We start from the raw sequence: 23,727 nt of genomic DNA, 5'->3' as shown, positions 1-23,727 counted from the left end.
CGAAGATCAATTTACGCCCACGCAAACGCCTGGGCTGGAAGACACCGTACGAAGTGTATGCAGGGGTGAGCGTTGCACTTATGGGTTGAATTCAGGCATTTAAAACCCCCTCCTTGGGTAATCTGCCATGTTGAAAAATCTCTCGCTAACGCTGAAGTTCCTGCTGTTGCCTGCAATTGCGTTGCTGGGTTTGCTGCTCTTTGTGGCCTACACTTCCCTGCAATTGGCTAATAACGATGTGCGTCTAGTCACGCTCGAGACCAATAGCTTTCCAACGCTGGAAAAGGCCGACGCGGTGATTTTTCAGTACTCGCGCCTGCCGGGCCTGCTTAACAGTGCAGTCGCCGCCGGCGAGATCGAAACCCTCAACGAGGCACGCCAGGTTCTCACGGTCATTGCGGGCAAGCAGCAAGAGCTCAACAACCTGATTACTCAAGCCGATCGCCGCCAGGAGCTGGAAGATTGGCGTGATGCGATTAAACGCTATGCCGATAATGCCTTGCCGGCCTCCGAGCAGCTGATCAAAGGCAGCGCCAGCTTTGAGGACCTTGCACCCAACCTTGGACGTATGGCCACTGACTTGGCTGAGGCGCAGCGCCTCGGTGATTCGTTCCGTCTGCACGCTTACGAAGACTTCCAACAAACACTGGCACAAACCCGGACCGATAACGCCACTACCACCCGTGTTGGCTTTGCTCTTTCCGCCGTTCTTATTCTGCTGATCAGCATCGCCTCGGTACTGGTGATACGCGGCACCATGAGCAATATCCGTGGGGTCATCACCTCCCTGCAGGCCATTGCCAAAGGCGATGGCGACCTGACACGCCGTGTGAACGTCGACTCGAATGACGAGATTGGCGAAATGATTCAGCTGTTCAACGGCTTTATCGACAAGCTACAGGGCACCATTCGCCAAATTATCGAGGCCGCCAGCCCGTTGGCCGGCATGTCCAAGGAGCTCTACGGGCACACGCAAAGCGCCAAGGACAACTCGCGTTCACAACAGGGTCATACCGACTCCATCAGCCGCGATATTCAGACCATGACCAGCAGCATTCAGGAAGTGGCGCATCGCTCGCAACAAGCCTCTGACGAAGCTGGAGCCGCCTCTCGCCAGGCCGACCAGGCGCGCAAAAATATTGGCAGCCTATCGACCAGCATCAGCGACCTAGGCAGCAGCGTGATGGGTGCGGTGAGTGCCATGCAGCAACTGGAAGAAGAAACCCAGCAAGTCGGGTCGGTGCTTACGGTAATCCGCAGCATTGCCGAACAAACCAACCTGCTCGCACTCAACGCTGCCATTGAAGCCGCGCGGGCCGGCGAGCAAGGCCGTGGCTTTGCCGTAGTGGCGGACGAAGTACGTAACCTGGCGTCTAAGACTGCGGCGTCTACCGCCGAGATTCAGAACATTATCCTGCGCCTGCAAAACAGCGCCAACGGTGTACTCAGCGTGATGACCGCCAACGGCGAGAAGGCCCAGGCCAGCATTGAGCGTTCGGTGCAGGCCACGCAGATTCTCGAAGCCATAGCCGGCGCAGTCGGCCATATCAATGAGTTGAATGCGGGCATTGCCCAGTACACCCAAGAACAGATCGGCCTCTCAAGCTCTATTCAACAGGACACACAAGTGTTGCAGCAGGACGCACAAGCAACCGCCCACGGTGCCGAAGCCACTGCTCGTCTCGGCGAACAGTTGGTCAGCACAGGGGATCATCTGCGCGCGGCAACATCTCAATTCCGCGTTTAACCTGAAACAGGAGCATCACTGCATGTTTAAAGTACGTCTGCTTCCCTTGGCCATCTGCCTGGCCAGCCTGCCAGCCTTTGCCGTTGAACAAGGCGAATATCAATTCAACGGCTTCGGTACTGTTGGCATCACCCATATGGGTGGTGAGAGCGGTCTGGACTACGGCATTCAAGGCCAGACCAACGATGGCTGGCGTGGGGATCAGCTGTCCAAGCTGGCCGTGCAACTGCGCTACGGCATCACCGACACCTTAAGCGTTACGGGCCAACTGGGCACCAAACCAGTTCAGGACTCCTGGGAAGTCGGTCCCGGCAACCTGTACCTAGCCTGGCAGGCCAACGACAACCTGACCCTGCGTGGCGGCCGCCTGGGCACGCCGATCTACATGTACTCGGAAACCCTCAACGTCGGCTTCTCCTACCCGTGGCTGCGCCTGCCGGAAGAGGTCTACAGCCTGGTCCAACTGACCAGCCATGACGGCGGCGACGTGCTCTATAACCGCACCACCGATATCGGCACCCTGAGCTTCCAAGTTGCCGGCGGCCAGGCCATTGGTCGCGAACAATATGCCCTCGATGACATGCATGACATCGACTATCGCGATGTATTTGCCTCAAACTTGGCGCTGTCCACCGATAACTTCGGTACTTTCCGCATCGGCTATGCCGAAGCCGATTTGAAAATCACTGTCGACGATGTGGTCGATACACGCGTCGCTGGCATCCGTAATGTTGCCCTGGTGCAGTACGACGGGAACAAAGGTAAGTTCAGTTCGATTGGCCATCAGTACGATAACGGCACCTGGCTGACCGCAGCCGAAGCAGTCAAGCTGAGCATCGAAAACAACAGTAAAACTGGCGAAAGCGAAGCTGAGACAAACGCTTTCTACATCATGGGCGGCCGTCGTTTCGGCGACTACCTGGCTCACGTCACTTACGGCCAATTGGATGAACCGGCAGGTCGCCAAGTGTCGATGACCTATGGCCTGAACTACAGCATCACTCCCGCAGTCACCCTCAAAGGTGAATATAAACGGGTTGACACATCTCAGGGTGACGATGCGATTGGAGTGTTTCAATCCAACGCTCAACAAGCGTTCAACAATAGGCGTCTCGGCACCTCATACGGCACTCCCGACGCTGACATCTTCAGCGTCGGTGTCGACTTCATTTTCTAAGGAGAGCCTTAATGAAAAAATTGCTTAGCGCTCTCACCCTGCTCAGCTGCGCCACCCTGGCTCACGCCGAGGTGGCGGTCATCGTTAACCCCGGCGCAGCGAAAGCGCCTAACCAGGCCGAGGTCAGCAACATCTTTCTGGGTAAGGATAAATCCATGAAAGGCGTTGACCACAAAGACTGGACGCCAACCAAGGACAAGTTCTACACCAGCGTCACCAATAAAAACGAATCCCAACTCAAGTCCTATTGGTCGGGTCTGGTGTTCACCGGCAAGGGCCAACCGTTGCCCAGCGTCGGCGGTGATGCCGATGTCGTTGCCCGTGTGGCGGCTGAAGCAGATGCCATTGGCTATGTCGATGCAGGTGCCGTTAATGATTCGGTGAAGGTGCTGTTCACCATCCCGTAAGCGACAGCCACGGCGGACTGCATAACAGCCCTACCTGAAGCACGGCAAAGCCCCCGAAACGTTCTGTTCCGGGGGCTTTTTCTTGGGTCTAGACTTACGTCCAATGGCGTAGCCTAGCGGCTCAGCCGACGATGGATACTCAGAAAAAGGTGAGAACCCTCATGAGTACAGCGGACGCTTTCAGCCAGGCCGGCAAGACTGCCGTGCTGCAGAACATCCACGGCACCATGGAGTTTTTGCAGAAATTCCCCCCTTTCAATCAGATGGATGCGGCGCACCTCGCCTACTTGGTGGAGAACTGCCAACTGCGCTTTTACAGCGAAGGCGAAACCATCATCAAGCCAACTGACGGCCCGGTTGAGCACTTCTTTATCGTCAAACAAGGCCGTGTACACGGCGAGCGTCCACATTCAGCACGCCGCGGGACGGAAACCACCTTTGAGATCACCACTGGCGAATGCTTCCCACTGGCCGCATTGATTGGTGAGCGCGCCACGCGCACTGAACACCTGGCGGCCGAAGACACCTTCTGCCTACTGCTGAACAAAGCCGCCTTCGTAAAACTCTTTTCGCTATCTAATCCGCTGCGCGACTTTGCTCTGCGTGGCGTCAGCAGCCTGCTGGATCAGGTCAACCAACAGGTGCAGATGCGCGCCGTGGAAACCCTTGGTGCACAGTATTCGCTCGACACCCGGTTGGGCGAATTGGCGATGCGCAACCCGATCAGTTGCGCACCCGAAATGCCGCTGCGCGAAGCGGTCAAACTGATGCACGAGCAACATGTCGGCAGCATTGTGATCGCCAATCCGGCGCGAAAACCACTGGGTATTTTCACCCTGCGCGACCTGCGCCGAGTAGTCGCCGACGGGGTCGATCTGGCGCAGCCGATTGAACAGCTGATGACCCAATCACCCTTTCACTTGCCGCCCGATGCCAGCGCCTTCGATGCCGCCATGGCCATGACCGAGCGGCATATCGCTCACGTCTGCCTGGTGGAAAATGACCAGCTCTGCGGCGTTATTTCCGAACGTGATCTGTTTAGCCTACAGCGCGTTGACCTGGTACACCTGGCGCGCACCATCCGCCATGCAGGGCGCGTGGAAACCCTCGCGGCGCTGCGCAGTGAGGTGCGGCAACTGGTCGACAGCATGCTCGCCCACGGTGCCAGCTCTACGCAGATCACCCAGTTAATTACCCTGCTCAACGACCATACCGTGTGCCGCGTGATCGAACTGACCCTGGAAGACATGGGCGATCCTGGCATTCCCTTCACCTGGCTGGTGTTCGGCAGCGAAGGCCGCAGCGAGCAAACCCTGCATACCGACCAGGACAACGGCATTTTGTTCGAGGCTGCCGATGCAGCCGAAGCCGCCGCCATTCGCGGGCGTCTGTTGCCGCTGGCCCATGAGATAAACCTGCGCCTGGCGCAGTGCGACTTCAGCCTGTGCAAGGGCAACATCATGGCCGGCAACCCAGAGTTGTGCCTGTCCCGTCAGGAATGGTCGCAACGCTTCAACTCATTTGTGCTGCAGGCCACGCCGGAGAACCTCCTGGCCTCAAGCATCTACTTCGATCTGCGCGCCGTATGGGGCGACCCACACGGCTGTGAGCAACTGCGCCAAGGCCTGCTGGACATGGTGGCTGGCAACAGTCTGTTCCAGCGCATGCTGGCCAATAACGCCCTGCAACAACGTCCACCCGTGGGCATGTTTCGCGATTTCGTGGTGGCGCGCAAAGGCGCAGAGAAAGACACCCTGGACCTCAAAGTGCAGGGTCTGACACCCTTTGTCGATGGTGCACGCCTACTGGCCCTGGCCAACGGCATTGCCGCCTGCAACACCCTGGAGCGCCTCCGTGCACTGGTGCAGCAAGGTGTAATCGAGGCTCAGGATGGCGGCGCTTATGAAGAGGCCTACCACTTCATTCAGCAGGCCCGCATGCAACAACACCAGCAGCAAGCCCGCAATGCATTGCCGTATTCCAACCGTGTTGACCCCGACAACCTCAATCATCTGGATCGACGCATTCTCCGTGAGTCGTTCCGGCAGGCGCAGCGCCTGCAAAGCAGCTTGTCGGTGAGGTATCAGCTATGAGCACCTTCACCTGGTTTACCGGGCGCAAACCCGCCCTGACCCAAGAGCAACTGCAACGTCGAGAGTGCTTGGCGGCGGCATCAACCCTTGGCGAGCGCCCCTTGCAGCAGCAGCGTTTTGTTGTGCTGGATCTGGAAACCAGTGGCCTGAACATGCGCCGCGATATGGTGCTGTCAATTGGCGCGGTGGTGATCGAAAACGCCTCCATCGACCTGAGTCAGCAGTTTGAATGCACCCTGCAACGCCATGACCATCAGGCCAGCGCCAGCACCCTGATTCATGGCATCGCCCCCAGCGAAATCGCCAACGGTGAAGACCCGGCGCAAGCCTTGCTGGCGTTTATGGAGTTTGTCGGCGACAGCCCGCTGCTGGCCTACCACGCCGAGTTCGACCAGCGCATGCTGGCCCGCGCGCTCAAGCAGAGCCTGGGCTACCGCTTACAGCACACCTTTGTGGATGTGGCTGAAATCGCCCCGCTGCTGTGCCCAAAAACCAAGCCCACAGGACACGGCCTGGACGCATGGACGCAGCATTTTGGCCTGCAAGTGCTCCAGCGCCATCACGCCAGCGCCGATGCACTGGTGACGGCAGAACTGGCACTGATCCTACTCAGCAAGGCACGCCAACAAGGCCTCGACAGCCTGCCGTTGCTGCTGCAACAACTCAGCAGCCGTCGCCGCCAACAGGCGCATTCGCTGTAAGGCGCATTCCCGCGTGTCGGATTACGCTTCGCGAATCCAACCTACAGATCGCGCATTAGCAGGCCATAGTCCAATTGCACCTCAGGCGGCACCGGCAGGTACAGCACATGGCCGTCACCCGGCGCGACTGCCATGGCCTGGCCCTGACGGTTTTCCAGTTGCTCGAGGGTGAAGCGCAGGTTGCCCTGCGGCGTCATCAGTTCCAGACCATCGCCGATGGCAAAGCGATTTTTCACTTTCACCTCAGCCAGGTCGCCGCGCCGCTCGCCGGTCAGCTCGCCGACAAATTGCTGCTGTTCCGACACTGAACTGCCGCGCTGGTAGTTCTGGTATTCGTCATGCACATGGCGGCGCAGAAAGCCTTCGGTGTAGCCACGATGGGCCAGCGACTCAAGGGTGTTCATCAGGCTCTTGTCAAAAGGTTTGCCCGCCACCGCATCATCAATCGCTTTGCGGTACACCTGCGCGGTACGGGCCACGTAATAGTGGGACTTAGTCCGCCCTTCAATTTTCAATGAGTGCACACCCATCTGCACCAAGCGCTCGACGTGCTGCACAGCGCGCAGATCTTTGGAGTTCATGATGTACGTGCCGTGTTCATCCTCAAAGGCGGGCATGGGCTCGTCCGGGCGCGAGGCATCCTGCAGCAAAAACACCTGGTCGGTGGGCGCACCTGCACCCAGGGTGGGCTCGACAATCCGCACAATATCGCCCAGTTCGTTCTCGCTGCCCTGCTCAGCCTTGTACTCCCAGCGGCAAGCATTGGTGCAACTGCCCTGGTTGGGGTCGCGTTTGTTGATATAGCCCGACAGCAGGCAGCGCCCGGAATAGGCCATGCACAGCGCACCATGAACAAAGACTTCCAGCTCCATGCCCGGCACTTCCTGGCGAATTTCGCCAATTTCTTCCAACGACAGCTCGCGCGACAAAATCACCCGACTCAAGCCTTGCTGCTGCCAGAACTTCACGCTGGCCCAATTGACGGCGTTAGCCTGAACCGACAGGTGAATCGGCATCTGCGGGAAGTGTTCACGCACCAGCATGATCAGGCCGGGGTCGGACATGATCAACGCGTCCGGGCCCATCTCGATCACTGGGGCGAGGTCTTTAAGGAAGGTCTTCAATTTGGCGTTATGCGGGGCGATGTTGACCACCACATAAAACTGCTTGCCCTGCGCATGGGCCTCGGCAATTCCCAGGACCAGATGCGCGTGATCAAACTCGTTATTGCGCACCCGCAAGCTGTAACGCGGCTGCCCGGCATACACCGCATCCGCACCATAGGCGAAGGCGTAGCGCATGTTTTTCAGGGTGCCGGCCGGGGACAGCAGCTCAGGATAACGAGGAGTAATGACCATAACGGCAGGCTCGAACAATCAAAGGGTCGCGATTCTAGAGAGTGAATAGACGCCGCGCATTGATCTGGGTCTATGTCATTCGGGCCCTGCGCCCGTTTCTGCACAGGAGCGGTGATCATGATGGTCAGCCGCAGCGACCTATTCAGCACGCGCAGCCTCGTGCGTGAATAAGCCAACTGGCACTTAGGCTTATCACCAAACGGCTTGAAGCCTGCACGCCCAGCCCTGTTTTACTGGCTAAACTTGCAGCATTGCATGCCACTGAGGATGGCTCTCCCCCACCATGCTGCCCATCAAGATGATCATCGCGGCACTCTACAGCCTGGCGCCTGCGGCGCTGGCTGACACCGCCGTTCTAAAACTAACAACCCATGACCTGCCGCCCTACAGCTACCGCGATGCAGATCAACGCTTGCAGGGTTTAGCAGTCGAGGTGGTGGAGTGTGCCCTCACGCGCATGGACATGCCCTATAGCATCAAGGTCACTGCATGGGCCCGCGCGCAAAAGCTGGTGGAAGACGGCATGGCAGACGGCTTTTTTGCGGGGTCACGTAACCCAGAGCGCGATGCCTACGCGGTGCAGTCGGCCATCATTGCTGAGCAGCAGTGGCGTTGGTATCTGCTCGCAGATAACCCTGGCGACCCCAGCACCGAGGGCTTCCGCCAGCAGGCTAACGTCAGCAGCTTTATCGGCGCTAATATGCTCGATTGGCTGGTAGACAATCACTACCAAGTGGCTTCACCACCGAAGGACACCGATGGCTTGCTGAAAATGCTCCAGGCCAAACGTGTGGATGCCATCCTGGCCAATAATCGTGTGATGCAACGAAGCTTGCAGCAACAAGGCCTGGAAAACGAGATTCGCAGCGTATTACTCAAGGACAAACCCTTGGGCGTTTACTTCGCGAAGAGGTTCATCAGCACCCACCCTGGTTTTCTTGAGCGGTTCAACACACACGTTGGCGTGTGCCGCCAAACACCCTAGCGGCACGCCAGCGCTTGCCGCTTTACTGACACACTCGCTGATAGAGCGGGTCATCCTTGTTGACGACTTTCATCTGCGCCAATTGCGGCTTTTTCTGCGCATCCAGCGGTAGCAATTCAGCCGTCGCGCAATTCAACAGATGAGGCTGGTGGCTGACGCGGTCGATGTGTTGCTTTTCAAAGCGGTACAGATTGAACGCGGCCACGCTGCCGCTTGCTGCTTCTTGGCGCAGCAAGCTCTTGGTGTCGAGCACGGTAAAGGCTGTGGTCATTGGCCAGAAAAACGTCCAGGGCCGCCAAAACACCTCACCGGTTTCACTGGCCACCAACACAGACTCGGCCGGCTGGCGCAGCAGTTGGTGATCGAACCAGGAATACTCGTAGTAAATCTGGTAGCTCAGCATGCCCAAACCACCGAATGCCGGAATGATCCACTTCGGCAATCGGTTGCGCGTCAGTTTGCGCAGCAGCATGGCAATACCAGCGGCCCCCAAACCCGAAATCACGATGGCAAGTAGTGTCCACAACATTGGCTGACTCCCGAAATAAAAAACTGCCTGGCGCAGCTTTAACGTTGCGCAGCGACGCCGCCCAGTGGGTGGGCGTCATGCTTAGCTGGAAATAAAACGGGCCTCCTAAGGAGGCCCGCTTGTAAGACCCTGATCAAACATGATCCGGGGGATTATGCTTAGTGGCTCAACGCACCACCAGCACCTTTGGGAGTACGCACGCTTTCCACCAGATCTTGCACTTCTTGAGGTGGCGCTGCGGTTGCAAAAGACACAGCGTAAGCGACAGCAAAGTTGATGATAGCGCCCACAGTACCGATAGACAGCGGCGAGATACCAAACATCCAGTTATCCGGAGTGTTAGGCAGTGTGGCCGTGCCAGGGATAAAGAACCAGCCCAGGTACAGGAAGATGTACACCGCAGTGAACACCAGACCAACCAGCATGCCGGCAATCGCGCCCTTATCGTTTACCCGCTTGGAGAAGATCCCCATCATCAAGGCTGGGAACAGCGTGGCCGCAGCAAGGCCGAAGGCCAATGCCACCACCTGCGCCGCAAAGCCTGGCGGATTAAGCCCCAACCAAGTGGCCAGCAAAATTGCCACCGCCATGGAGATCCGCGCAGCGAGCATTTCCCCCTTCTCACTGATCTTCGGATTGATCAGCGTTTTGATCAGGTCGTGACTGATAGCTGAGGATATCGCCAGCAACAAGCCCGCCGCCGTCGACAGTGCTGCCGCAATGGCACCTGCTGCAATCAGACCAATGACCCAGCCCGGCAGGTTGGCAATTTCCGGGTTAGCCAGTACCAGGATGTCGTTGTTAACGGTCAGCTCATTGCCCTTCCAACCGCGTGTTTCGGCAGTCGGCGTGAAGGCTGGAGCGGCGTCGTTGTACAGCTGAATACGACCGTCAGCGTTTTTGTCTTCCCAGGCGATCAGACCGGTTTTTTCCCAATTCTTCACCCACTCAGGACGCTCTTCATACGCCAGTGCTGGCGCTTCGGCACCCTGCGGATAAACAGTGGTCAGCAGGTTCAGACGCGCCATGGACGCCACAGCCGGAGCGGTGAGGTACAGCAGAGCGATAAAGATCAGGGTCCAGCCCGCCGACCAACGTGCGTCAGCGACTTTCGGCACAGTGAAGAAGCGAATGATGACGTGCGGCAAACCAGCCGTACCAATCATCAGCGACATGGTGAAGAGCACCATGTTCAGCTTGTTGCTCACATCAGCGGTGTAATCGGTAAAGCCCAGTGCAGCTACAACTTCATTGAGTTTCTGCAGCAGCGGCATACCAGACTCAGTGTGCTCACTGAACATACCGAACATTGGAATCGGATTGCCGGTCAGTTGCAGCGAGATAAACACCGCCGGGATGGTGTAAGCAATGATCAGCACCACGTACTGCGCCACCTGGGTGTAGGTGATGCCCTTCATGCCGCCGAACACTGCGTAGCAGAACACCACGCCTGCCGCGATCCAGATACCGGTGGAGTTGCTCACTTCCAGGAAGCGCGAGAACGCCACGCCAGCACCGGCCATCTGACCGATCACGTAGGTCACGCAGATGATGATCAAGCAGACCACCGCGGCCATACGTGCGCCTTTGCTGTAGAAGCGATCACCAATGAAGTCCGGCACGGTGAACTTGCCGAATTTGCGCAGGTAAGGTGCCAACAGCAGGGCCAGCAGCACATAACCACCGGTCCAGCCCATCAAGAACGTTGAGTTGGCATAACCACCGGAGGCAATCAGACCCGCCATGGAAATAAAGGAGGCTGCAGACATCCAGTCAGCCGCTGTCGCCATGCCGTTGGTGATCGGATGCACACCGCCGCCCGCGACATAGAACTCTTTGGTAGAGCCGGCACGCGCCCAAATGGCGATGCCGAAGTAGAGCGCAAAGGACGCGCCTACAAACAGGATATTGATTGCAAACTGGCTCATGGATTATTCCTCGACACCGAATTGTTTATCGAGTTTGTTCATTTTCCAGGCGTAAAAGAAAATGAGCGCGATAAAGGCAATGATCGAACCTTGCTGGGCGAACCAGAAGCCAAGATCGGTACCGCCGACAGTGATACCTGCCAGCATGGGTCGAAGCAGAATGGCGAAGCCGAATGACACCAATGCCCAGACAATCAGACATAGGGTGATCAGCCGGACGTTGGCCTTCCAGTACGCTGCAGCGTTGTCTTTTTCAGAAGTCATAAACTCCTCCGGTTATTGTTATTCTCATGCACCTTCAAGCTAGCAGCAGGTCACTACAAGCCAACAGCTAGACATTGGTATTAGCTGGCTTACAGCGTTTTGCAAGGTTGTAGCGGCCCCGCGTAAACAGGCGCGTTGCTGCCTACTCAACCGTCCGGATCGCACACCCCCCACCTTGGTCTAACAGCGCGCAGCAAATAGCCGAAAGCAGGGTGCTGTTGCGCGTAATGACACGCCAGCAAAACGCGACTGCCAAGCCTGCAAAGGCCGATAACGCGCTAACGCTCAGAGCCAGGCTGCCGCAGTGCCGGCACGTCAGATCGACGCGTTTGCTGGGGCCGCAGACCTGCCCCAGCAAATAACCGGGCAATCTGCCGGGCCAGTTGGTGAGCCGCGCGTGATTCTTCACGCAACCCCACGCGCCCGCTCATTGCACGTACCACAAGCGGAAAAATCCAATCGCCAGCAGTAACCCCACCTGCCCCAACGCTGCGCACAGGCTTAGAAACGACTGCACCTCGGCATTTTGCGCGGCCCCCGCAAACCCGGTCAGGCTCGCCCAAAAAACCTCCGGCAACAGCATCAGGCTCAATTGCGCCAGCGGCTGCCCGGTCAGCTGCAAGCCCTTGATCAGGTCAAACTGGCCGCAAAACATCAGGCCCAGTAGCACCATCAAGGCCACCGCCAGCCCCAAGGCAAAACACGCCGAGAACTGCATCAACAAACGCATCATGCTCACATCTCCAAGCAAGAAAGCAGCGCAGGCTGAACCTGCGCCGCACACCTCAACCTTCGTTGGCTGTTGTGACTGATGGCAGGCGACCGACGCCATACCAGTCGAGTTTGCGGGTCAGCACCATCACCGCCGCCAGCACACCGAAGACCAGCACCGAGCCCATCAGCAGGGCGTAATCCTCAGCCCCCAGCAAGGCGAACAACATGCCGTACAGCAGCGCCAGCAAGGTCGCAAAGCCTGCACCGCGCTGGGCACTGCGCAGCACGTGGCTGACATAAAAGCCAATCAGCAATACACAGGCAGTTGCGGCAATGCCATAGGCCAAGGCAAAACTCAGGTGCTCGGACAACGACAGGAGCAACAGGTAGAACAGCGCCAGCGACATGCCCACCAGGGCGTATTGCACGGGGTGTACGGCCATGCGCTTGAGCACTTCAAAGAGGAAGAACACGGCAAAGGTCAGGCCGATAAACAGCAACGCGTATTTGATCGCCCGCTCGGTCTTCAAGTACTGATCCACCGGATCAACAAAACTCACCCCAAAGTGGCGTGCGCTCAGCACCTCGCAGTTATCGCCGCGCACACAGGTCGCAAGCGCCTCCTCCAGGTTGGTGGCGAAGAAACTGGTTTGCCACTGAGCCTTGAAGCCCTCGGTAGAAACGTCGCGACTGCTTGGCAGGTACTCGCCAATAAAGCTCGGATGTGGCCAATCAGAGGTCAGCTCAACGCGGCTGTCACGCCCCACTGGGGTGATGCTGAGCTGCTCGGTGCCTTGCAGCTTGAGGTCGAAGGCAAATTCCAAGGTTTGTCCACCCTGGCTGTCCAGCGCGGGCAGTGGTGCATGCACACCGGCACCGAAACGCTCCTCGGCGCTACCGGGGGCAAAGCTCAGGTTTTGTCCGTTGAAGCGCAGTTGCAGGTCATTGCTGATGCCGCGAATGTCGCTGATGCCGACTGAAAGGAACGGCCGCTCGAACTGATACAAACCCAGCTCATCGCCCAGCCCTAGGCGTACCGGCAGCTTGAAGGCACCGCTGATTTTATTGTCGCTGCGGTACAGCAAAGCTTTGTAAATGCCGCGCGCCCGCTCTTCAGTGGCGACATGGCCATTGAGCACAAAGCGCTCTGGCAGAAAGTACAGCCGCCCATGATGGCGCTGCTCTTCCATGTAGCGCTCACCGGTTTTGGCGTGGGTTTTCCACTGCTGCCAGACCTTGGTGTAGGGCAGCACCAGAATCGGCCCGGTGAGCTGCTGGCGGTAACTGGAGCTGCGCGCGATGTCTTGCAGCACCTCGGCACGCTGATACTGCCGCTCACTCACCAACCCGCCAATCATCGACAGCGGTATCAACAACACGATTATCAACAAGGCGATCGCGCCCAACTTGAAAGCCAATAAGCGGTTCATGCGGCAACTCTCCGGTACGGTTTAGGTAGGCAGAGTCTGAGCGGCACGAATGGTGGCTTTATGGAGCGACGATGGAGACTGCATGGAGAGTCTGTGCAGACCAGCCAGTGACTGCCGAACGGGAGGTGTGTAGCGTGTAGCCACGCCCACTCAAGGATGACCGCGTAATGAACAACAACCCACTGCTGACATCACTGTTGCGCTATCACGTCTGGGCCCACGAGGAGTTGTTTGCCACGCTGCATGGCCTGGATGCGCAACAACATGCGGCTGAACTGCATGCCGCTTTGCGCATCCTCAATCACATTTACGTGGTGCAGCGGATCTTTCTCGCCCACCTGCAAGACGTTGAGCATCCTTACACCGCCACCAACACCACTGAAACACCCACGCTGGAAGCACTTCATGAAGCCATGCGGGACGCTGACCGCGCGTACCTGGAGCATGCCGAGACACTGAGCGCTGATCAACTGAACGAGCGCCTGCCGTTCATGTTCGTTGACGGCGACCATGGCTGCATGAGCCGCGAAGAAATACTCGCGCATATCGTCACCCACGGCGGCTACCACCGCGGCGCAGTCGGCCGGATTCTGGAGCAGTTAGAGCTGGCACCGCCACGGGACATCTACACGCGCTTTCTGCATGAGGAACAGCCGCCGCGGCGGGAACAGCAATGAGGTGGGGAATCAACCGCCGCGAATGTACTGTTCCAGTTGCTTAATCAGGCTGGCCTGATCGGCAATGGTGTGCTTGACCAAGTCGCCAATCGACAACAGGCCAATCAACTCGCCTTCCGCCAAAACCGGCAAGTGACGCAGGTGACGGTCGGTCATCAGTTGCATGCAGAAGCTTGAAGTGTCACGCGGGCTGACGGTCAGCACATCGGCGGTCATGATTTCGCTGATCGCCACATTGAATGCAGAGCGCTCCAGCAGCGCCACTTTGCGCGCATAGTCGCGCTCACTGACGATACCGACCAAACGGCCTTTTTCATCCAGCACCACCAGTGCGCCAATGCCTTTCTCGGCCATTAGCTTTATCGCATCCAGCACCGATGTTGTCGGGGTGACGCTGTAGACAGCGGCCTGCGGTTTAGTACGAAGGATCTCGGCGACTGTTCTCATGCGGCGGCTCCTGCTCTGTTTCTTATTGAGACTCTGAGGATAGTGCGCGGGGCGAGTGTTGCCTGGCAACCCGACAGCCCGATCAGAGCATCTGTGCGCGCACCATGCAAGCCCGATGGCACATGCCAACACTTGACGGCAAACACGCCCGAAGACGCAAACAGCTTGCCGCGGGTAGCCCGGATGTAATCCGGGAATGGACTGCCTGATGACACATGGCCCCGGATTGCATCCGGGCTACGGACTCTTCACTGGCATGGCCAGCTCCTAAGGATTTCAGCCCCCCGGCAGCCGCAATATCACCTCAACACCGCCCTCGACATTGCCGATGTGCAGTGTGCCGCCATGCAGTTGCATCACCTCTTCGACAAAATTCAGCCCAAGACCGGTGCTTTTGCGCCCGCTGCTTGGGCGCGGCAGGGAATAGAAACGCTCGCACACACGCGCCAGGGCGTAATCGGGAATTGCCTCGCCTTGGTTGAACACGCGCAGTTCTATCTGCCCGGCACCGGCGACGGCACTAAAGCGAATCAGCCCACCGGGCGGGGTGAAGTCCAAGGCGTTGTCCAGCAGGTTGGCCAGAGCCTGACGCAGCAGAAAGGCCTCGCCGCAGACGCTTAATTGAGCGCCGATGATGTTTTCAATCTGCAGACCGGCGGCTGCGATGCGCGCCATTTGTGCCTGCAACAACGACTCGACCAGCGCGCGCAAAGGTACTGCCACTTGCTCTTCGAGGCCCTGGCGTTGCTCGATTTGAGCCAAGTGCAGCAGGCGCTCGATCAGTTGCTGCATACGCGCGCTTTCCTGCTCGATATTGGCCACGAAACGCTGGCGTTGCGCTGTCGGCATCTCGCTGTCGAGTAACTCCGCTGCGCCACGAATGGCCGCCAGCGGGCTTTTCAGCTCGTGGGTCAGGGTGTGCACGTAACGTTCGACGTAGGCTTTGCCTTCCAACTCGGTGCGCATGCGTTCGATGGCTTCGGCCAGTTGCGCCAGCTCGCCACCACGCACGCTGGGCAGTTCTGCGCGTTGACCGGCACTAACCATCTGGGCATAGCGGGTGAGTTTGCGCAGAGCGGCGCTGAGCCACCAGGACAGCAACGCGCCGATCAACAAACCGAGCACGATCAGCCCGCCGCCGAGCCAGGCCAAGCGCCGTTCGGAGCGTTCGATATAGGGTTGCAGCGTGCGGTTGGGCTTGGCCACCGAGACCACGCCGATGATCTGCGCGCCATCCTTGATCGGCGCGGCCACGTACATCACCGAAGAGTCCGGGTCGTTCGAGTCTTCCTTGGTCGAGCGCGCGCCGTATTCGCCGCGCAGGGTCAGCAACACATCGTTCCAGCGTGAATAGTCCTGCCCCACGGCTGCGCCGGTCGAGTCGAGCAGCACCATGCCCTTGGCATCGGTGACATAGATGCGGTGGTTGACCTGGGTTTTCTCCACGCCCCAGATCTGCGCCTTGGGCTGACGCTGACCGTAGGCTTGTAGCAGCGCGGGCAGGCGGCTCTGTTGCAGGCTGCCCGCCTTGACCTCGTCACGCAGAATCTCAGCCAACAAGTTGGCGGTATCGACCAGGGTTTCTTCGGTGCTTTGCCTTACGCCGGGGCGGATTTCGTCCATCACCGTGCTCAGCACAAACCAACCGGCCAGGCCCACAAAGAGGAAGTAGACGAGAAAGATGCGAACGCCTAAGGGCATCAGGCGTGCCTCGGCGAGTAGCTGTAACCCAGGCCGCGATGGGTCTGGATCGGCTCGGCCGCAGCGGCCACCTGACGTAGTTTGGCACGCAGGCTTTTGATGTGGCTGTCGATAGTGCGCTCATAGCCAACATCAGCGGCCACACCCAGGCCGTCGAGCAGTTGCTCGCGGGAAAACACCCGCTCCGGTTGCGCCAGCAGGCTTTGCAGCAGGCGGAATTCGTGACGGGTGAGGCTGAGCAACTGATCGTGGTAGTGGATCTGCACGCGCTCACTGTTCACCTGGAACGGTCCACTGACCACGTTGGCAACCGGGCTGACGGCAGGCGCTTCACGCGGGGCCATGCGTTTGAGGATGGCCTTGACCCTTGCCGCCACTTCCCGCGGGCTGAAGGGTTTGACCACGTAATCGTCAGCGCCGATTTCCAGACCGACCACGCGGTCGATTTCCTCGCTGCGCGCGGTGAGAAAAATCACCGGCACCTCGGAAAAACGCCGAAGCCGCTTGCAGGCCTCGAAACCGCTGATATCCGGCAGGCCGACATCAAGAATCAGCAAATCCGCAGGGTTGCGTTGCTGTTCCGCCAGGGCCTGCTCGGCCAGGCTCAGCCAGGTGGTGGTAAAGCCCTCACTTTGCAGGGCGAAGATGAGGGTGTCGGCGATGGCGGCTTCGTCTTCAACAATCAGAATATGCGGCATGGGCGTCCTGCGCGTGGCAACTCGCGAGGAACCTGCGGCAGGCCGCTGCCAGCGTCAAGCATGGTCAATCACCCAGCACGCGGCCTTTAGCCCGGATGCAATCTAAGAATGACGACTGCATACAGAACGACCCAGATTACACCCGGGCTACGCACTGCAGGCCTTACATCCAGGCGACGCACCAAGACGTAGGTTGGCGTTGAGCGCAGCGAAGCCCAACAGAGTGCGGCCATTTCGTTGGGCTTCGCCGCTGCGCGTCTCAACCCAACCTACAGGGCTGCCAGCGTCAGACACTCCGCTTGCCACCCGGATGAAGTCCAAGCTACGCACCCGGCGTAGGCTGGCGTTGAGCGCAGCGAAGCCCAACAGGGGGCGGCCATTTCGTTGGGCTTCGCCGCTGCGCACCTCAACCCAACCTACAGGGCTGCCAGCCTCAAACACGCGGCCTGTAGCCCGGATGCAATCCGGGAATGGCGGTGGAGGGCAGCAGCGAGCCGACTAATCCAGCTTAAATCGCGCCGTATTCTGCTCCAGCACCTGGCTGCCTTGGCGCAGTTGTTCGGCCGCTTGGCTGACCGCTTGAGCACCAGCCAAAAGCACGCTGGCGGCTTGGTCGACTTGCTGAATATTGCCGCTCACTTCATCGGCGGTAGCAGCCTGTTGCTCGGCGGCAGTGGCGATTTGCGCCAGGCGGTCGGTGACCAACTGCACCGATTCGACAATGGCGTTGAGGTCTTCGCCCATGGCCAGCACGCTGCCCACATCGCCTTCGGCCTGGCGTACGGCGTCTTCCATTTGCGTCACCGACTGGCCTACCACGCGGTGCAAGTTGGCGACGGTTTCGGCAATTTCAGCGGTGGAGTTCTGCGTGCGCTGTGAAAGCGAACGCACCTCGTCGGCGACCACAGCGAAGCCACGCCCCTGATCACCCGCGCGCGCGGCTTCGATGGCCGCGTTGAGGGCCAGCAGGTTGGTTTGTTCGGCGATGCCTTTAATCACATCCACCACGCGGGTGATCTGCTCGGTCTGAGTGCGCAGTTGCTGCAACGTAGTGGCGCTATCGCCCAGGCGCGTGCTGAGTTGGCGCATGCTCTGGCTGGTGCGCGTGCTGCGCTGGTTACTCTGGCTGGCAATCTCGCGGGTCTGGCTGGCCTCCTTCGCGGCCTGCTCGCAGCTTTGCGCCACGCTTTGCGCAGTGGCGGCCATTTGCGTGGCTGCAGCGGCGATCTGACTCATTTGCGCTTGTTGCTGCTCAACCGACTGCAAGGCGTTTTGCGCCTCACCATTAAGCATCTGCACAGTGCCGCCCAATTGCTGGCTTTGCTGATTAACGCCCTGCATCGAGCCGCGTAACTGGCTCACGGCTGTATTAAGCGCATGGGCTATGCCGGCCAGGTCATCCGTGCCTGGCACCTGCATGCGCACGCGCAAATCGCCATCGCGCAGCCCTTCAGCCGCCTGAATGATCACCGTTGTGCTGCGCCGGATCGAGGCGTTCAGGCAGAACAACACATACAGCGCCAGCAGCGTCAGCAGACTAAATACCGTGACCACCTGGATCATCGCGGCCATCGCTTCACTCCGATAACCCGATAGGCTCGCAGTGAACTGCTGGTAGAGCGCGCTTTGTAAGGCATGCAGTTGCGATTCCAACTGAGCGATACGCTGCACGAACTGCGCCGGCGTCAAGGTCATGGGGCTGGCTTCAAACATATCGCGGTCAATCTCAGCCAAAAAATCGTCGTAGCCCTTGAGTGCTTCTTCATAAGGGCCTTGCAGCTGACGCATCACGTTAGGGGCTTCAGTCGATAAAGTTGACTGCGCTTTGAACAACTGGCCGCGTGATTCATCCAACCCGCGGCGTAAATCGCGCACCAGCACCCGGCTTTGCAAGGTGAAATGCTGCGACACCACTGCGCCGTAGCCATTGGCGGCAAAACTACCGAGCTGATCAAGCATGCGCGGCAGGCTGTAGGTCAGCTGTTCCATCATCAGGTAGGTGTCGATGTGCGGGTCGAGAATCAGGCTACTGTCGGTAGCCGCCTGTTCACGCAGCGCCAGCAGGCCCAACAGACTCTGCTGATAACGCTCCTGCGCATCGGGCAATGCCAGCTTACCCAGCACATTCACATTTAATTCGGTCTGAGCAGCCGTAAGGTTTTGCAGATGCTGGCGCGCCTGAACGCTAAACAGGCTCGACTGCAGCGGCTCACTCAATTGTTGCAGCGCCTCGTTAAGCGCCGGCTCACGCTCACGCAACAGCGCTTCGGCGGGTTTTTCCGTCCCTTTCCAGCGCGAGATCAAGGTGCGCTGCTCAATCAATTCGCGCTGCACACCGGCCATACCGTGCAGAACGTTGATGCCTTCAAGCTCATGGTCAATGAACGTGAGCTTCGCCAGGTGATTGCTACTGATCACCCACAGGGAAAATCCTAACGGCAGAGCAAACAGAACAAACACCAACTGAAACTTGCGCGCAAAGCTGAAACCTTCCAGCAGCCGCATACCGGGTTTTAGAACTCCAGCCATAAACACCTCAACGTGTTAGGCGCGCCAGCGTCAACGACGCGCCAAAGCTCAACTCAAAGCAAGAAGCACGCCGCGCTGGCGCGATCAACTCCATAAGCTACAAGGAGCATAGATGAGTCACAGGCACGCGGCCTGTCGAGGGCTCAACGGAGGGTGAGGCTGGCGGCGACCGGTTGGCGGGTAAGGATGCGACAGCAGGCTTAGGGCAAGCCGCTCCAGAGCTGGTCGATATGACGGAAACCCCACTCCTCGGCCGACTCCCGGCCAACAATCTTGTCGCGCCCAACCATCTTGCTCAGGTCGTAAACCTCTTGGGGAATCGGGGTTTTCGACTTGGCCGAGAAGAACACCTTGACCTTGGGCAGCAGCAACGACTTTGCCTGCTGCTCCATCACCACACCAATGCGGCCACTTTCTAGACGCACCAGCGACCCCACGGGGTAGATGCCAACGGTTTTGACGAAAGCCTGGAAGACCACCGGGTCAAAGTGGCCTTTCCATTCGGCCATTTTGCGGATCGACTCAGCCGGATCCCAGCCTTTTTTGTAGGGACGATCCGAGGTGATGGCGTCATACACGTCACACACCGCGCCCATACGGGCAAAAATGCTGATCTGATCGCCCGCCAGTCGATGCGGGTAGCCTGACCCATCAACTTTTTCATGATGGTGCAGGCACACATCCAGCACCAACGCGCTGACCTGCTTGCTCTCCAGCAACATGCGCGACCCGGCTTCCGGGTGGTCACGCACGGTGGCGAATTCACTGTCGGTCAGCTTACCGGGCTTGTTCAGCACCTCATTGGGAATGGCCATCTTGCCGATGTCGTGCAGCAAACCGGCCAGCCCGGCCTCACGCACCTGATTCTCGGTAAGTTCCAGTTGCCGAGCCAACGCGATCATCAGCGCGCACACGGCCACCGAGTGCATGTAGGTGTATTCATCGGCATTCTTCAGGCGGGCAAGGCTGATCAGCGCATTGGGGTGGCGCATCACCGAGTCGGAAATTTCCTCAACCAACTCGCCGGCTTTTTCAAAGTTCAGCGCCTGGCCCATGCGGGCATCGCCAAACATGCTGATAACCGCTGCTTTGGCATTGGCACACAGCTTGGCCGCGCGGCGCACCTCATCGTCCATGGACACCACCAACTTCACCGACGGGCTCTGCACCGCAGCCAGCAAGCTGGCCTCGGCCTGCGCGGCGGCCTGCTCGGCGCTGGTGCTGACGATTCCAGCCTCAACATCCAGGCCTTTGCTCACATCAATCCACAGCTCACCGATGCTGCTGGACTTGATTCGTTGCAGGTCTTTGTCGTTATCCAACAAGAATTTGGACTTCCAAAACGGATGGTCCATCCATGCACCACAGAACTCGTGGATAAACATACCGACGCGCACGTCGGTCACTGCGATGCATTTCAACATGGGGGTTACTCAGCAGATGATGAAACCTGTGCGGCGCACAGCATGGCACTCACCGCACATACTTATTGTTACGACGAGAATAGCCTGTTAGCAACTCTCCATTAGCCGCAAAGCGTGACCCGAGAGACCGAAAATGACGGCGAATGAGTGCCGCAGCCCTTCAACCCAAAGCACTCGCCTGCATCAATTATGAGCGGATACAGCCGCATTATTTTGCTACCGATCAATACAGTGAGCGTGATCAGCAAAGGCCGCCCCGCCGTGCGCCTGAACAGCCTGGGCATTCGCCAGGCCAACAAGGAAATCATCGAAGCCGGCCAATCCTTCGGCTGCACACCGCCTCAGCTACTATTCAACGTACAGTTGCCCGACGCCATGCCGTCGATCATGGCCTGGGTCAACCAGACCATCATGATGGCCCTGTCGATGGTGATTATCGCCTCGATGGTCGGCGCGGGCGGTTTGGGTAACGATGTGCTGGCCAGTATTCAGCGCCTGGACATCGGCCTTGGCTTTGAAAGCGGCATGGCCGTGGTACTGCTGGCGATCATTCTCGACCGCATCACCGAAAGTTTCGGAACCCCACAACCGACCAAACGCAGCGGCGTCATGGCTTGGTTCAGCAGCAAACTTCAACGTCAGTAAGCCTTGTTTTTTGCCTTTAGAGGGAGTCGCAGATGAAAACGATCAAACAGCTCGCAGGCATTAGCCTGCTCTCTGTGGCCATGCTGCAAAGCGCCTGGGCGCAAGAGCCGGAGAGCTGCAAAATGGTGCGCTTTGCCGAAATCGGCTGGGCCGACATCGCCGCCACCACTGGCGTCGCCATCATCCTCAGCGAAGGCCTAGGCTACCAGACGCGCAAAATCATGGCCTCCGTGCCAATTGCCTTCACCGGCATCAAGAGCGGCCAGGTTGATGCGTTCCTCGGTTACTGGGCACCCTCGATGGATGCCGTGATCGAACCCTTCACCAAAGACGGCGGCGTAAAAGTACTGCCAAAAGCCAACCTTGAAGGGGCCAAATACACCCTCGCCGTACCGACCTACGCCGCTGAAGCCGGGCTGAAAAGCTTTGCCGACATCGCCAAATTCAAAGACCAACTGGGCGGCAAAATCTACGGCATCGAGCCCGGTAACGACGGCAACCTGCTGATCGACGGCATGATCAAAGGTGACCAGTTCGGCCTTGGCAGCTTCCGCATGGTCGAATCCAGCGAAGCCGGCATGCTGGTACAGATCGCCCGCGCCTACAAAAAACAAGAGCCGGTAGTCTTCCTCGGCTGGGCTCCGCACCCAATGAACACCCAGTTCGACATCACCTACCTGGAAGGCGGTGATGAGGTATTCGGCCCCGACTTCGGCGCGGCAAAAGTCTTCACCGTCGTTTCCCCAGACTACGAAACACGCTGCGCCAACGTCGGCAAACTGCTGAACAACCTGCAGTTCACCGTCGAGATCGAAAGCCAACTGATGGAAAAAGTGCTGGAGAAACAAAACCCCACCACCGTCGCCAAAGACTGGATCAAAGCCAAGCCAGCCATCCTCGACCAGTGGCTGGCGGGCGTCACCACCTATGACGGCCAAGACGGCCTGGCCGCCGTGAAGAAACACCTCGGCCTGTAAACCCACCCCCGCGCCGCCCCGGGATCTGCGGGCGGCGCGGTTAGCTAACCCTTAATAAACAACCCCACCCACGAGGCCACACGGCCATCGCAGGGTTTGCTGTACCCGCGATTTACCTTCAGACAGCTTTAGATACCGGCCCATGACGTAGCCCGGATGTAATCCGGAAACAGGCTCACCAACAACACAACCCCCGGATTACATCCGGGCTACAAAACCGCCACACCGCTACAACCCACAACAAGAACGCGCCAGTAACCCACTGAACTGCCACCCTCACACGACGGAGCACGACCATGCGCAACCTGAAGAACCTGTGTTTACTGAGCCTCGGCGTCGCCGCCACCCACGGCGAACTCTTTGAAAAACTCAAAGACAGAATCGAATCTATAGAAGCGGATTACGACCCACTTTTTGTGAGGGCGACATGACAACTGAGTCACACTAGTCGTATAGGGCCTTAGCCGTATTCAAACGCTTGCGCGTGCAAAAATAGCGGCACACGATTGGCTTGGACTGCTGCGGGATCCGCCACAGCAGGCTTAATGCCTTAACAGCAATGCTTAACCACTCCTACGGCCTACCCTATGAACCGCCGCAAAAAAATCAAACAACTACTCGAAGCCCACGCCAAAAAAGCCAACGCGAAAAAAGCGCCGAAAAACAAATGCACCTATATCAGCAAAGCCGACCGCTTAAAGCTCGCAGCTGAAGCTAACGCAGAGCCGGTCATTACAGCTGAGGACTGATCGCGCCCTGCACCTCAGCTAACCCGGATTTCTCATGACCGCATAAACAAAAACGGCTGAAAGCCTTATGATTCTTGTCGCCAAAAAAAGCCCCATAAGTCTTCAGCCGCGCACAAAATGCTACCAGAAAAACTCCACTTTTCCCCCCTCTCTCGCCGCCTCGTCGAGGCCTCTTTCACCGGTGGTCACATCACCTCGGATGCGGGCTTGTTGCTGCTGCGCGAGGTCGACCGGCAACATGGCTTGACCCGCCGCCTGGCCAAAATCGTTCCCGATCGGCGTGATCCTGGGCGTGTCCAGCACGGACTGCAGACACTGCTCGCCCAGCGTATCTATGCACTGGCCGCCGGCTACGAGGATCTCAACGATCATGACGGCCTGCGCCATGACTACGCGCTGCAGACTGCGGTCAACCGCCTGCAACCGCTGGCCGGCAAATCCACTCTGGGGCGCCTGGAACAGCAAGCCGATCGCGAAACGGTGGTGCAAGCCCATCGCCTGCTGTGGGAGCACTTCATTGCCCAGCATGACCAGGCGCCGGCTGAGA

General features: G+C 58.5%; 23 protein-coding genes. 12 read left to right on the top strand and 11 right to left on the bottom strand.

The window, feature by feature from the left end; genetic code table 11:
* Positions 1-127: 127 nt before the first annotated feature.
* The 5 genes from AUK77_RS16345 (at position 128) to AUK77_RS16325 (ending at position 6,125) form a co-directional block, all read left to right on the top strand.
* Positions 128-1,747, top strand: coding sequence for a methyl-accepting chemotaxis protein (locus tag AUK77_RS16345; RefSeq protein WP_296131727.1), 1,620 nt, complete (start codon positions 128-130; stop codon positions 1,745-1,747).
* A gap of 22 nt (positions 1,748-1,769) precedes the next feature.
* Complete coding sequence (locus tag AUK77_RS16340; RefSeq protein ID WP_296131724.1) at positions 1,770-2,924, top strand: hypothetical protein; 1,155 nt, start codon at positions 1,770-1,772, stop codon at positions 2,922-2,924.
* Between the two features lie 11 nt (positions 2,925-2,935).
* Positions 2,936-3,331, top strand: a complete 396-nt coding sequence (locus tag AUK77_RS16335; protein ID WP_296131722.1) for a phosphate ABC transporter substrate-binding protein — start codon at positions 2,936-2,938, stop codon at positions 3,329-3,331.
* Positions 3,332-3,492: 161 nt separating this feature from the next.
* A complete protein-coding gene (locus AUK77_RS16330) occupies positions 3,493-5,424 on the top strand; it encodes a putative nucleotidyltransferase substrate binding domain-containing protein (RefSeq protein ID WP_296131720.1) in 1,932 nt (643 codons plus the stop codon).
* Positions 5,421-6,125: a 3'-5' exonuclease gene (locus AUK77_RS16325; RefSeq protein ID WP_296131717.1), complete on the top strand. Its 705-nt coding sequence runs from the start codon at positions 5,421-5,423 to the stop codon at positions 6,123-6,125. The genes AUK77_RS16330 and AUK77_RS16325 overlap by 4 nt, the downstream gene beginning before the upstream one ends.
* Before the next feature lie 41 nt (positions 6,126-6,166).
* On the opposite strand, the gene yegQ is transcribed toward AUK77_RS16325, so the two are convergent.
* The gene (gene yegQ, locus AUK77_RS16320) at positions 6,167-7,483 is read right to left on the bottom strand and encodes a tRNA 5-hydroxyuridine modification protein YegQ (RefSeq protein ID WP_296131715.1); all 1,317 of its coding nucleotides are present in this window, start codon (positions 7,481-7,483) and stop codon (positions 6,167-6,169) included.
* A gap of 283 nt (positions 7,484-7,766) precedes the next feature.
* Here yegQ and AUK77_RS16315 point away from each other — a divergent pair, with 283 nt between their 5' ends.
* A complete protein-coding gene (locus AUK77_RS16315) occupies positions 7,767-8,468 on the top strand; it encodes a transporter substrate-binding domain-containing protein (RefSeq protein ID WP_296131712.1) in 702 nt (233 codons plus the stop codon).
* Positions 8,469-8,490: 22 nt separating this feature from the next.
* On the opposite strand, the gene AUK77_RS16310 is transcribed toward AUK77_RS16315, so the two are convergent.
* From AUK77_RS16310 to creD, 5 genes are all read right to left on the bottom strand, one after another.
* Complete coding sequence (locus AUK77_RS16310; RefSeq protein ID WP_296131711.1) at positions 8,491-8,997, bottom strand: hypothetical protein; 507 nt, start codon at positions 8,995-8,997, stop codon at positions 8,491-8,493.
* A 158-nt stretch (positions 8,998-9,155) separates the two neighbouring features.
* Positions 9,156-10,925 (bottom strand): sodium:solute symporter family protein, encoded by a 1,770-nt coding sequence (locus AUK77_RS16305; protein WP_296131708.1) that lies wholly within the window; start codon positions 10,923-10,925, stop codon positions 9,156-9,158.
* A 3-nt stretch (positions 10,926-10,928) separates the two neighbouring features.
* Positions 10,929-11,189, bottom strand: a complete 261-nt coding sequence (locus tag AUK77_RS16300) for a DUF4212 domain-containing protein (protein ID WP_296131706.1) — start codon at positions 11,187-11,189, stop codon at positions 10,929-10,931.
* Positions 11,190-11,616: 427 nt separating this feature from the next.
* Entirely contained in the window at positions 11,617-11,922 is a 306-nt protein-coding gene (locus tag AUK77_RS16295) for a hypothetical protein (protein WP_296131703.1), read from the bottom strand.
* Positions 11,923-11,974: 52 nt separating this feature from the next.
* Entirely contained in the window at positions 11,975-13,333 is a 1,359-nt protein-coding gene (gene creD, locus AUK77_RS16290) for a cell envelope integrity protein CreD (protein WP_296131700.1), read from the bottom strand.
* 167 nt (positions 13,334-13,500) lie between these two features.
* Here creD and AUK77_RS16285 point away from each other — a divergent pair, with 167 nt between their 5' ends.
* On the top strand, positions 13,501-14,010 hold the full coding sequence (locus AUK77_RS16285; protein ID WP_296131698.1) for a DinB family protein: 510 nt from the start codon (positions 13,501-13,503) through the stop codon (positions 14,008-14,010).
* A gap of 9 nt (positions 14,011-14,019) precedes the next feature.
* Here AUK77_RS16285 and AUK77_RS16280 read toward each other — a convergent pair whose 3' ends face one another.
* The 5 genes from AUK77_RS16280 to AUK77_RS16260 all read right to left on the bottom strand — a co-directional run bounded on the left by AUK77_RS16280 (position 14,020) and on the right by AUK77_RS16260 (position 20,809).
* Positions 14,020-14,457, bottom strand: coding sequence for a CBS domain-containing protein (locus AUK77_RS16280; RefSeq protein ID WP_296131695.1), 438 nt, complete (start codon positions 14,455-14,457; stop codon positions 14,020-14,022).
* Positions 14,458-14,733: 276 nt separating this feature from the next.
* On the bottom strand, positions 14,734-16,158 hold the full coding sequence (gene creC, locus AUK77_RS16275) for a two-component system sensor histidine kinase CreC (protein WP_296131693.1): 1,425 nt from the start codon (positions 16,156-16,158) through the stop codon (positions 14,734-14,736).
* Complete coding sequence (gene creB / locus AUK77_RS16270) at positions 16,158-16,856, bottom strand: two-component system response regulator CreB (RefSeq protein WP_296131690.1); 699 nt, start codon at positions 16,854-16,856, stop codon at positions 16,158-16,160. Before creB ends, creC begins: the two co-directional genes overlap by 1 nt.
* A gap of 498 nt (positions 16,857-17,354) precedes the next feature.
* Complete coding sequence (locus AUK77_RS16265; RefSeq protein WP_296131688.1) at positions 17,355-19,385, bottom strand: methyl-accepting chemotaxis protein; 2,031 nt, start codon at positions 19,383-19,385, stop codon at positions 17,355-17,357.
* Between the two features lie 200 nt (positions 19,386-19,585).
* Positions 19,586-20,809 (bottom strand): HD-GYP domain-containing protein, encoded by a 1,224-nt coding sequence (locus AUK77_RS16260; protein WP_296131686.1) that lies wholly within the window; start codon positions 20,807-20,809, stop codon positions 19,586-19,588.
* Positions 20,810-20,998: 189 nt separating this feature from the next.
* Here AUK77_RS16260 and AUK77_RS16255 point away from each other — a divergent pair, with 189 nt between their 5' ends.
* The 5 genes from AUK77_RS16255 to AUK77_RS16235 all read left to right on the top strand — a co-directional run.
* Positions 20,999-21,454 carry an ABC transporter permease subunit gene (locus AUK77_RS16255; protein ID WP_296131684.1) on the top strand — a complete coding sequence of 152 codons (456 nt, stop codon included), beginning with the start codon at positions 20,999-21,001 and terminating at the stop codon, positions 21,452-21,454.
* 32 nt (positions 21,455-21,486) lie between these two features.
* Complete coding sequence (locus AUK77_RS16250) at positions 21,487-22,431, top strand: choline ABC transporter substrate-binding protein (protein WP_296131680.1); 945 nt, start codon at positions 21,487-21,489, stop codon at positions 22,429-22,431.
* Positions 22,432-22,727: 296 nt separating this feature from the next.
* Positions 22,728-22,862: a hypothetical protein gene (locus AUK77_RS16245; RefSeq protein ID WP_296131678.1), complete on the top strand. Its 135-nt coding sequence runs from the start codon at positions 22,728-22,730 to the stop codon at positions 22,860-22,862.
* A gap of 156 nt (positions 22,863-23,018) precedes the next feature.
* Positions 23,019-23,180, top strand: coding sequence for a DUF2986 domain-containing protein (locus AUK77_RS16240; RefSeq protein ID WP_296131675.1), 162 nt, complete (start codon positions 23,019-23,021; stop codon positions 23,178-23,180).
* A gap of 117 nt (positions 23,181-23,297) precedes the next feature.
* The coding region (locus tag AUK77_RS16235) for a transposase (protein ID WP_195205999.1) at positions 23,298-23,727 on the top strand (430 nt) is incomplete at its 3' end.

Origin of the sequence: Pseudomonas sp. Ga0074129 (genome assembly GCA_001465025.1) — a bacterium.
GTDB lineage: Bacteria > Pseudomonadota > Gammaproteobacteria > Pseudomonadales > Pseudomonadaceae > Aquipseudomonas.
Note: the sequence above shows the minus strand (reverse complement) of the source record. Positions and strands in the feature narration are given on the sequence as shown.

Bases quoted from the DNA above. Each gene is read 5' to 3' on its own strand.
- AUK77_RS16345 (WP_296131727.1), top strand. From the start codon at position 128: ATGTTGAAAAATCTCTCGCTAACGCTGAAGTTCCTGCTGTTGCCTGCA.
- AUK77_RS16340 (WP_296131724.1), top strand. From the start codon at position 1,770: ATGTTTAAAGTACGTCTGCTTCCCTTGGCCATCTGCCTGGCCAGCCTG.
- AUK77_RS16335 (WP_296131722.1), top strand. From the start codon at position 2,936: ATGAAAAAATTGCTTAGCGCTCTCACCCTGCTCAGCTGCGCCACCCTG.
- AUK77_RS16330 (WP_296131720.1), top strand. From the start codon at position 3,493: ATGAGTACAGCGGACGCTTTCAGCCAGGCCGGCAAGACTGCCGTGCTG.
- AUK77_RS16325 (WP_296131717.1), top strand. From the start codon at position 5,421: ATGAGCACCTTCACCTGGTTTACCGGGCGCAAACCCGCCCTGACCCAA.
- yegQ (WP_296131715.1), bottom strand. From the start codon at position 7,483: ATGGTCATTACTCCTCGTTATCCTGAGCTGCTGTCCCCGGCCGGCACC.
- AUK77_RS16315 (WP_296131712.1), top strand. From the start codon at position 7,767: ATGCTGCCCATCAAGATGATCATCGCGGCACTCTACAGCCTGGCGCCT.
- AUK77_RS16310 (WP_296131711.1), bottom strand. From the start codon at position 8,997: ATGTTGTGGACACTACTTGCCATCGTGATTTCGGGTTTGGGGGCCGCT.
- AUK77_RS16305 (WP_296131708.1), bottom strand. From the start codon at position 10,925: ATGAGCCAGTTTGCAATCAATATCCTGTTTGTAGGCGCGTCCTTTGCG.
- AUK77_RS16300 (WP_296131706.1), bottom strand. From the start codon at position 11,189: ATGACTTCTGAAAAAGACAACGCTGCAGCGTACTGGAAGGCCAACGTC.
- AUK77_RS16295 (WP_296131703.1), bottom strand. From the start codon at position 11,922: ATGATGCGTTTGTTGATGCAGTTCTCGGCGTGTTTTGCCTTGGGGCTG.
- creD (WP_296131700.1), bottom strand. From the start codon at position 13,333: ATGAACCGCTTATTGGCTTTCAAGTTGGGCGCGATCGCCTTGTTGATA.
- AUK77_RS16285 (WP_296131698.1), top strand. From the start codon at position 13,501: ATGAACAACAACCCACTGCTGACATCACTGTTGCGCTATCACGTCTGG.
- AUK77_RS16280 (WP_296131695.1), bottom strand. From the start codon at position 14,457: ATGAGAACAGTCGCCGAGATCCTTCGTACTAAACCGCAGGCCGCTGTC.
- creC (WP_296131693.1), bottom strand. From the start codon at position 16,158: ATGCCCTTAGGCGTTCGCATCTTTCTCGTCTACTTCCTCTTTGTGGGC.
- creB (WP_296131690.1), bottom strand. From the start codon at position 16,856: ATGCCGCATATTCTGATTGTTGAAGACGAAGCCGCCATCGCCGACACC.
- AUK77_RS16265 (WP_296131688.1), bottom strand. From the start codon at position 19,385: ATGGCTGGAGTTCTAAAACCCGGTATGCGGCTGCTGGAAGGTTTCAGC.
- AUK77_RS16260 (WP_296131686.1), bottom strand. From the start codon at position 20,809: ATGTTGAAATGCATCGCAGTGACCGACGTGCGCGTCGGTATGTTTATC.
- AUK77_RS16255 (WP_296131684.1), top strand. From the start codon at position 20,999: ATGAGCGGATACAGCCGCATTATTTTGCTACCGATCAATACAGTGAGC.
- AUK77_RS16250 (WP_296131680.1), top strand. From the start codon at position 21,487: ATGAAAACGATCAAACAGCTCGCAGGCATTAGCCTGCTCTCTGTGGCC.
- AUK77_RS16245 (WP_296131678.1), top strand. From the start codon at position 22,728: ATGCGCAACCTGAAGAACCTGTGTTTACTGAGCCTCGGCGTCGCCGCC.
- AUK77_RS16240 (WP_296131675.1), top strand. From the start codon at position 23,019: ATGAACCGCCGCAAAAAAATCAAACAACTACTCGAAGCCCACGCCAAA.